This is a genomic window from Nocardioides sp. Z21_20, assembly GCF_059766585.1.
Genome location: NZ_JCBAJX010000021.1, coordinates 25,004 through 31,690, shown reverse-complemented (window position 1 = coordinate 31,690; position 6,687 = coordinate 25,004). Strand labels below are relative to the sequence as shown.

Below are 6,687 nucleotides of genomic sequence, written 5' to 3'. Positions count from 1 at the left end.
GGACGCCGCCGGACAACACTTCAACGTAGAGGCCATCACAGACCCACGGGTCAGTGATGGCCTCTACGTGCATTTACGCCCGTGAGGCGCTGAGTGCCGACGAGCGCGGTCGTGTAGGTGAACTCGCCAAGCTCGATGTCCTCGCCGCCGGGGGAACGTGACGGCGAGTTGCGCGGGGTCAAGCGGTTGTCGTTCACCGCGTCCACCTGTGTCGTTACATGCCGAGGTGTACGCGTGCCCTAGAACGCCAGTGTCTCCCCGGGGCGGATGCTCGCATCTGGGGCAGGGATGGCGCCGGGTGGTGAGCCGGGGCGTCGTCTCGAGCCATGGTCCCGAGCCCCCACTGCTCGAGGCATGGTCTTCCTCCGAGCCGTCGCGCCCCCAGGCGCCAGGGAGAAGCACGGTCCACGCCGGGGCGCCCCTCGTCGTTCTGCTCCAGAGAGTCACAGTTGGTCGGCGTTTCGTCACCGGGCGGGGTTCTCCGTGCACCGAGGGCGGCGGAGGCGTGATGGGTCGCCGATTGGTCAGAAACGGCATGTCCAGACGCGGAATGGCGTCCGTTGGGGACCAAACGGCGGCCTTGGCGGCCTTGGACGGCGGCCTTAGCCGGCGGTTTTGGCGGCGGGCTGAGGCTTAGCGGCCGGCGGTCTCGTCACGGATCGAGCGCATCAGCACGCCGAGGCTGGGCTTGGGCTGGAACGACGTTGCCTTCTCGGGGAGCAGTCGCTGGTCGGAGACGATCTCGCTGACGAGGTCGAAGTCAGGGGCCGGCATCAGCACGGCGAGGCCACGCTCGCTGCTGGTGCGGGCCAGGGCCTGCTCCACCGAGTGGTGGTACGACATTCGCGGCACCCCTGCGACCAGCGCCGGGAGCACCTGCTGGTGCAGCACCTCCACGGCGCCGCGGGCCGAGCCGGGCTGCGGGCGCAGTCGCAGCGCTCCCCAGCGCTTCCCGTCGGAGACCACCAGGGAGGCGGGGGAGAGGGCGGTGACGGCGGCCAGCTCGTCACAGATGACGAGGTCGAGGCCCGCCGTGCGCGCCGCGTCGGCGAGGTGGTCGAACGTGACGCCCTGCAGGTGTCGGTGGATGGGCCCGAGGAACAGCGGGCTCTCGTCCTGGTCGACCAGCATCGCCAGCCCCCGGTCCCACGGGGTGCCCGGGTGCTGCTGCTGCAGACGCAGGTACGCCGCATAGCGGTGGTGCCCGTCCGCGATCAGGGCGTGCGAGCGGGCCAGTGCCGAGGTGATCGTCTGCAGCGTCCCGGAGTCCCGGATGGCCCAGATCCGGTGCTGCTGATCGGCCCGGTCCACGAAGGAGTGATCCGGTGCGGCGCTGGCCTGGATGCGGCGCATCACGTTGCGCACGGCGAGCGGGCCGCGGTGCACCAGCAGGATCGGGGCCGGGTTGAGCTGCATCTCGTACATGCGCTCGGCCAGCTCACAGACCTGCTCGGGGTGGATGCCCTCGTGCGGGAGGATGGCGCGCTCGCGGCCGGTGCCCTCGCCGTGCGAGAGGTCGACGGCCCCCACCAGCCCCCGGACCGTGAGGCCCCCCGCCGTGTACTCGTGCAGGTAGAGCGCCGGCACCGGGTCGTGGCGCAGTCGGCCCTCCTGCTCCCAGCGCGCGAGGCGCTGCCCGACCGCGCGATAAGGTCGCGCGAACGCCCGCGCTGCGGCGGGGTCCCCGATCCGGGTCTGGTCCAGGATCAGGGCGCGGAAGGGGAACAGTCGCAGCGGCGTCGCCACGAAAGGCGGGCGCACCACACTGCTCGACTCCATCGGTGCATCGTATTGCGCCGGACCAACCTACGAAGGAGAGGGATGTCGTTGCTGGGCTCGTCGCGTGAGGCGCTCACCGCCACCTACGACCTCGCCATGCTGGATCTGGACGGGGTCGTCTACGTCGGTCCCGACGCGGTGCCCGGCGCCGCGGGCAGCCTGTCGGCCGCGCGTGAGGCCGGGATGCGGCTCGCATTCATCACCAACAACGCCTCGCGTCCTCCCGAGGTCGTGGCCGAGCACCTCGCCGAGCTGGGCATCCCGGCCGGTCCCGAGGACGTGGTCACCTCGGCCCAGGCCGCTGCCCGGGTCCTGCGCGACCGGCTCGGCGCCGGCGGCCGGGTGCTGCTCCTGGGGGGCCAGGGGCTCGAGGACGCCCTGCGCGCCGAGGGCCTCGAGCCGGTCGGGAGCGTCACCGACGAGCCCGACGCGGTGGTGACCGGCTTCGGTCCGCAGGTGCTGTGGCGCGAGATCATGGAGGCCGCGGTGGCGATCCGCAACGGGCTGTGGTGGGTCGCCAGCAACACCGACCTGACCTTCCCCACCAGCGCCGGCCTGGCGCCGGGGCACGGGGTGCTGGTGCGGATGCTCGAGGGCTTCACCGAGGTGGCGCCCGTGGTGGCAGGCAAACCACAGCGCCCCCTGCTCGACGAGACCGTGCGCCGGATGGACGCCGTACGCCCGTTGATGGTCGGGGACCGCCTCGACACCGACATCGAGGGCGCCACGGCCGCCGGCATCGACTCGCTGCTCGTGCTGACCGGGGTGACCGGCCTCAGCGAGCTCGTCGCCGCGCCACCGAAGCTGCGACCCACCTATCTCGCGGCGGGTCTGGACGGACTCCTCGAGGCGCACCGGACCCCCGACCTCACCTCCGACGGCGTCCATCAGCGCGGCTGGACGGCCCGCGTCGACGCCGGGCGGCTGACGGTGCACGGCAGCGGGGACCCGACCGCGTGGTGGCAGGCGGTCGCGGTCGCGGCCTGGCGCCACCTCGACGAGACGGGGGTGGTGGTCGACACGTCCGGGCTCGTCCCGCCCTCGGCCGAGGAGCCGACGGCGAGCGGTAGCCTCGGGGCATGAGTGAGTCCCACGAGCTCGGCGTCTCGGATCCGGGCGCCCCGAGCGCCACGACCGGCGTCGCCGCCGTCGATGCCGTCCTGGACTCCCTGGACGGGATCGACGCGCTGCCCCTCTCCGAGCACGTGGCGCTCTACGAGTCCGCCCACCAGCGCCTGCGTCAGGCCCTCGACACCCGCCCCCAGCTGCCTCGCCCGGGCCGCCCGGCCGGGAGCTGAGCGGTGCCTCCCCGTCGACTCCGCCTGGACGCCGAGCTGGTCCGGCGCGGCCTGGCCCGCTCGCGCGAGCACGCCAGCGAGCTGGTCGCCGCGCGCCGGGTCAAGGTAGCCGGAGCCTTCGCGAGCAAGCCGGCCACGGGCGTCACCACCGACGTCGCCCTCGTCGTCCTCGACGACCCCGAGCGCCCCGACTACGTCTCCCGCGGAGGGCACAAGCTCGCCGGCGCCCTGGCCGCGTTCGCCGAGCAGGGCCTCCCCGTCCGCGGACGCAGGTGCCTGGACGCCGGGGCCTCCACCGGCGGCTTCACCGACGTGCTGCTGCGCCTGGGCGCGGCCGAGGTGGTCGCGGTCGACGTCGGGTACGGCCAGCTCGCCTGGCGCCTGCAGCAGGACGAGCGGGTCCAGGTGCACGACCGCACGAACATCCGCGACCTCGACGTCGAGACCATCGGCGGCCCCGTCGACCTGGTCGTGGGCGACCTCTCCTTCATCTCCCTCGAGCTGGTCCTCGACGCGCTCATCGGCGCCACCAAGCCCGAGGGCGACCTGGCGCTGATGGTGAAGCCGCAGTTCGAGGTCGGCAAGGACCGGGTCGGCAAGGGCGGCGTGGTGCGCGACCTCGCCCTGCGCGCCGAGGCCGTCACCGCGATCGCCGACAGCGCTGCGCGCCGGGGCTGGGGGGCCCGTGCGGTGGTGACCAGCCCGCTGCCCGGCCCCTCGGGCAACGTCGAGTTCTTCCTGTGGCTGCGCGCGGGACCGGCGCTGATCGGCGCCGAGGAGATCACCGCGGAGGTGCAACGCTCGGCGTCGCTGGGGGTCTCGGGTGAGAGGGTGGACACGTGACCGCGCCCATGCCCAGCCGCCGTGTCCTCCTGCTCGCCCACACCGGACGGGAGGAGGCCCGCGAGGTCGCGCGGGCCTTCTGCAAGTCCCTGGTCGAGAACGGGATCGTGGTCCGCCTGCTCGCCCACGAGGCGCCCGACCTCGGGTTCTACTCGGGCGCGGACCGGGAATCGCCCGACTCGCTGATCGAGGTGGCCGACGAGGAGCACGGCGACCCGGTCGAGGGCTGTGAGCTGGTGGTGGTGATCGGCGGCGACGGGACGATCCTGCGCGCCTCGGAGATGACCCACGAGAGCGGCACACCCGTGCTCGGGGTCAACCTGGGGCACGTCGGCTTCCTGGCCGAGGCGGAGTCCGACGACATGGAGCTGACGATCGACGCGATCGTGCACCGCCGCTACACCGCCGAGGACCGGATGACGCTCGACGTGTCTGTCTACCGCGACAAGGAGCTGATCGCGCAGACCTGGGCGCTCAACGAGGCGAGCGTGGAGAAAGCCGCTCGCCAGCGGATGCTCGAGGTGGTCGTCGAGATCGACGGGCGTCCGCTCTCGCGCTGGGGCTGCGACGGGGTGGTCTGCGCGACCCCCACCGGCTCGACCGCCTACAACTTCAGCGCCGGGGGACCCGTGGTCTGGCCGGGCGTCGAGGCGCTGCTGATGGTCCCGATCAGCGCGCACGCGCTCTTCGCCCGACCGATGGTGGTCGCCCCCACCTCGGTGCTGGCGGTCGAGGTGCTGGCGCAGACCGAGGGCGCCGGCGTGCTGTGGTGCGACGGCAGGCGCACGGTGGAGCTTCCCCCCGGCGCTCGCATCGAGGTACGGCGCGGGCAGCGCCCGGTCCGGTTGGTCCGGCTGCACCAGGCACCCTTCACCGACCGGCTGGTCGCCAAGTTCGGTCTCTCGGTCGAGGGCTGGCGCGGCGCGGCGGAGCGCCGGCGCCGGGTGAGCGGGGGACAGGCGTGATCGAGGAGATCCGGATCAGCTCGCTGGGGGTCATCGAGTCCTCCACGCTCGAGCTGGGGCCGGGCCTGACCGTGATCAGCGGCGAGACCGGGGCCGGCAAGACCATGATCGTCACCGCATTGACGCTGCTGCTCGGCGGTCGCGCCGACAGCGGCGCGGTGCGCTCCGGAGCGCGCGGCGCCCGGGTCGAGGGCGTGGTGCGGGCCGAGGCGCTGCCCGACTTCGTCGCCCGCGTCGAGGAGGCCGGCGGGGAGGTCGAGGACGGCCTGGTCGTGCTGGCGCGCAACCTGTCGGCCGAAGGGCGCTCGCGCGCGTTCGTCGGCGGCGCCTCGGTACCGGCGGCGACCCTGGCCGAGGTGGCCGAGCCGCTGGTCGCGGTGCACGGGCAGTCCGACCAGCACCGGCTGCTGCGCGGCTCCGCCCAGCGCACCGCCCTCGACCGGTTCGGGGGCACCGAGATCGCCGGGCTGTCCCAGCGCTACGCCGGCCTCCACACCGAGCTGCTGGCCACCGAGCGCGAGCTGGAGGAGGTCGTCGCCACCGCGCGCGAGCGGGCGCGCGAGGCCGACCTGCTCCGGTTCGGGCTGGAGGAGATCGAGCGGGTCGCGCCCGAGCCCGGCGAGGACACCGCGCTCGCCGCGGAGGAGAACCGGCTCGGCTTCGCCGACACCCTGCGCACCGCCGCCGAGCAGGCCCGTGAGGCGCTCTCCAGCGAGAGCGGCGCCCCGGACGCGCTGGGCGCCGCCTCGGTAGCGCGCAACCTGCTCGAGGGCGTGCGCGAGCACGACGGCGAGGCCGCCGAGCTCGCCGACCGGCTCGCGGAGGTCAGCTACCTGCTCTCCGACGTCGCCGCCGACGTCGCGTCCTACGCCGCGCGCATCGAGAGCGACCCGATCCGGCTCGCGGGGGTCTCCGAGCGTCGCGCGGCGCTGACCGCGCTGACCCGCAAGTACGGCGAGAGCATCGACGAGGTCCTCGACTGGAGCCGCACCAGCGCCGAGCGGCTGCTCGACCTGGACTCCACCGACGAGCGGATCGCGGAGCTCAAGGCCCGCCAGGCGAGCCTGCGCGAGGAGCTCGCGCAGGTGGCCGGCGAGCTGTCGCAGGCCCGCACGGCGGCTGCGCTGCGTCTGGGCGAGGAGGTGACCGCGGAGCTGACCCGGCTCGCGATGCCGCACGCCCGGATCGAGATCGCGGTGCGCCAGAGCGAGCAGGAGCCCCCCGCCGGCGACGCCGGACTCACCGGGGCGCCGCTGCGGGTCGGCAAGCGTTGGCTGCGCTTCACCGCCTCCGGGGTCGACGAGGTCGAGCTGCTCCTCGCCGCCAACTCCGGTGCCGAGCCCCGCCCGCTGGCCAAGGGCGCCTCGGGAGGCGAGCTCTCCCGGGTGATGCTCGCCCTCGAGGTCTCGCTCGCCGGCACCAGCCCCGTCCCGACCTTCGTCTTCGACGAGGTCGACGCCGGCGTCGGCGGCAGGGCCGCCGTCGAGATCGGTCGCCGGCTGGCTCAGCTGGCCCGCACGGCCCAGGTCCTGGTGGTCACCCACCTGCCTCAGGTGGCGGCGTACGCCGACCGGCACGTGGTGGTGGAGAAGTCCAGCGACGGCACCGTGACCACCTCGGGGCTCACCGTCCTCGGACCCGAGGACCGCCAGCGTGAGCTCTCCCGGATGCTGGCCGGGATGGACGACTCCGACTCGGCCCTGGCGCACGCCCGGGAGCTGCTGGACAGCGCCCAGCCGGCCCGCGCGCTGGGCTGACAAGGGCGACTCGCCCGGCCTGCGCGGTTGCGACGAGGGCTCCGA

Annotated in this window: 7 protein-coding genes; 5 read left to right on the top strand and 2 right to left on the bottom strand. The window is 73.8% G+C overall.

Going from position 1 to position 6,687, the window contains the following annotated elements:
- Nucleotides 1-50 precede the first annotated feature (50 nt).
- Both AC6EH9_RS19635 and AC6EH9_RS19630 read right to left on the bottom strand, forming a co-directional pair.
- Nucleotides 51-197, bottom strand: coding sequence for a hypothetical protein (locus AC6EH9_RS19635; protein WP_498425366.1), 147 nt, complete (start codon nt 195-197; stop codon nt 51-53).
- A gap of 436 nt (nt 198-633) precedes the next feature.
- The gene (locus AC6EH9_RS19630; protein WP_498425365.1) at nt 634-1,779 is read right to left on the bottom strand and encodes a DUF1015 family protein; all 1,146 of its coding nucleotides are present in this window, start codon (nt 1,777-1,779) and stop codon (nt 634-636) included.
- A 42-nt stretch (nt 1,780-1,821) separates the two neighbouring features.
- Here AC6EH9_RS19630 and AC6EH9_RS19625 point away from each other — a divergent pair, with 42 nt between their 5' ends.
- Genes AC6EH9_RS19625 through recN form a run of 5 tightly spaced genes read left to right on the top strand, consistent with a single transcriptional unit; the run spans nt 1,822 to nt 6,642 of the window.
- Entirely contained in the window at nt 1,822-2,862 is a 1,041-nt protein-coding gene (locus AC6EH9_RS19625; protein WP_498425363.1) for an HAD-IIA family hydrolase, read from the top strand.
- On the top strand, nt 2,859-3,077 hold the full coding sequence (locus tag AC6EH9_RS19620; RefSeq protein WP_498425362.1) for a hypothetical protein: 219 nt from the start codon (nt 2,859-2,861) through the stop codon (nt 3,075-3,077). The genes AC6EH9_RS19625 and AC6EH9_RS19620 overlap by 4 nt, the downstream gene beginning before the upstream one ends.
- A gap of 3 nt (nt 3,078-3,080) precedes the next feature.
- Nucleotides 3,081-3,920, top strand: coding sequence for a TlyA family RNA methyltransferase (locus tag AC6EH9_RS19615; protein WP_498425361.1), 840 nt, complete (start codon nt 3,081-3,083; stop codon nt 3,918-3,920).
- An 8-nt stretch (nt 3,921-3,928) separates the two neighbouring features.
- On the top strand, nt 3,929-4,885 hold the full coding sequence (locus AC6EH9_RS19610) for an NAD kinase (protein ID WP_498425370.1): 957 nt from the start codon (nt 3,929-3,931) through the stop codon (nt 4,883-4,885).
- Nucleotides 4,882-6,642: a DNA repair protein RecN gene (gene recN / locus AC6EH9_RS19605; protein WP_498425360.1), complete on the top strand. Its 1,761-nt coding sequence runs from the start codon at nt 4,882-4,884 to the stop codon at nt 6,640-6,642. The genes AC6EH9_RS19610 and recN overlap by 4 nt, the downstream gene beginning before the upstream one ends.
- The last annotated feature ends 45 nt before the right edge of the window (nt 6,643-6,687 follow it).

What these genes read in the sequence shown, in the direction of transcription:
- AC6EH9_RS19630 (WP_498425365.1), bottom strand. Translation starts at nt 1,779, where the DNA reads ATGGAGTCGAGCAGTGTGGTGCGCCCGCCTTTCGTGGCGACGCCGCTG.
- AC6EH9_RS19620 (WP_498425362.1), top strand. Translation starts at nt 2,859, where the DNA reads ATGAGTGAGTCCCACGAGCTCGGCGTCTCGGATCCGGGCGCCCCGAGC.
- AC6EH9_RS19610 (WP_498425370.1), top strand. Translation starts at nt 3,929, where the DNA reads ATGCCCAGCCGCCGTGTCCTCCTGCTCGCCCACACCGGACGGGAGGAG.
- AC6EH9_RS19625 (WP_498425363.1), top strand. Translation starts at nt 1,822, where the DNA reads ATGTCGTTGCTGGGCTCGTCGCGTGAGGCGCTCACCGCCACCTACGAC.